The 1,426-nt window shown below is 44.6% G+C and carries 2 protein-coding genes; both read right to left on the bottom strand.

The genetic code is table 11. From position 1 onward, the window contains the following. The coding region (locus tag WBG83_RS22410; RefSeq protein ID WP_336747612.1) for a hypothetical protein at positions 1–998 on the bottom strand (998 nt) is incomplete at its 3' end. Between the two features lie 22 nt (positions 999–1,020). Continuing rightward, positions 1,021–1,426: hypothetical protein (locus WBG83_RS22405; protein WP_336747611.1), on the bottom strand; the 406-nt coding region annotated here is incomplete at its 5' end.

Raw genomic sequence — 1,426 nt, 5'->3', positions numbered from 1 at the left:
TCCTTAACGGCCTTTCCTTCGTTGTGGAATGTGACAGTGATTGAGCCTGCCTCGCCTATTTTAAGCGGGCTTGTCAGCTCAATAGAATCCGCCACCAAGTCCGGTGTGGTGGTATCGTAGTAGACCTTGATGTATCCAGATTTATAAGCGTAAGTATAAGCATCCCAAAACGCATCCACCGGCATGTAATAGTTCCGGCCCTGGACGGGATAGGCTAGCCCATCGGTAATATCTTTATATTTGGTGTCCGATTCATTATCTAGCATTTTAGCTACTTTAATCATTCCAAAACCGGTATCTCCTGAACCTGCATCCAGGATTACCAGCTCATCTTCATAATCTTCCGCGGGAGAAGATTTATCCTTGTTGATTTTAACATTAAATACCAAGTCGGAAGCAATATGTGGTCGAGACATAGTTTTAATATGTTCCTCATCAAACCAAAAATTACTTGGCCTTTCCACTTCGTAGGCTGTTGTAGCTGCCCGTCCTGCACCATCCCGCAAATCCTCATTGACCAGTTCTGTCTTACCTGTGGCTACATTTTTCGCATAGTTGGGGATTGGTCCAGGGCATTGAGACACCCCTCCCACGATGCAGCCGCCCGTAAATTCATACTTGGCTGTCCTGTCGCCTTGAGTCCACCAGCTTCGCCCATCGAGAAGTCGCCAAATATGATGACCTGGGTCCGTCCTCTCCTTGCTGTAGACCGGCGTCAACTGGCCATCTACGGTTAATTCAAACTTCGAGCCAACAAGGGTTCCGATTTGCCCCTTGTTGGCCCCATCCAAAAACACCTCGTATCGCTTTATAGTTGAAGGATCAAGTCCGACATCTAAAGTTATTGTCTTTTGACTGTCTCTTGAATAAGCATCGAGGGTAAAATCCACTTGCTTAACAGCTTCCATGGCGCTTGTTCTTGTCACATAAACTGCAAACAAGGAAAAAATAAAAATAGCAGCCATAGTGGCTGCTATCCAAGTCTTGCTTCTTTTCATATGTTCACCTACTTTTTGCATTTTAATATGGAATAAAATTGAAGGACTCAGATTGACCCTTAACTCGATTAACTCGCGTTAAGATAATAGGAGCAGTGCCGGTCTCTTGAAGTTCTTTTTCGATGATTGATTTCTCCACAGCCATCAAATGCCACCCATCGACAGTTTTCGGTTGGTCAAGCCAGAACATTTTTATATCTTCAACCGGGCTATCTGCAGATGGTTTAACAGACTTATACTGCCAAGTGGTTCCAGCGTGCGAATGGAAATCAAAGTAAGTGCTCTGTTTTGCCTCGGGGTTTACTACAGAAATATGAAGCGCAACTAAATAATGATTATCTAGGACTGTTTTTTTGGACAGCGGCTGCACATTATCGAACCAGCTCCTGTACGCCCCATCGTTCTTGGTCAAGTCCACAACCAAAACT

Origin of the sequence: Paenibacillus sp. y28, from assembly GCF_037137075.1 — a bacterium.
Lineage (GTDB): Bacteria > Bacillota > Bacilli > Paenibacillales > NBRC-103111 > JBBBNV01.
This window is presented reverse-complemented; position numbering and strand designations above follow the sequence as displayed.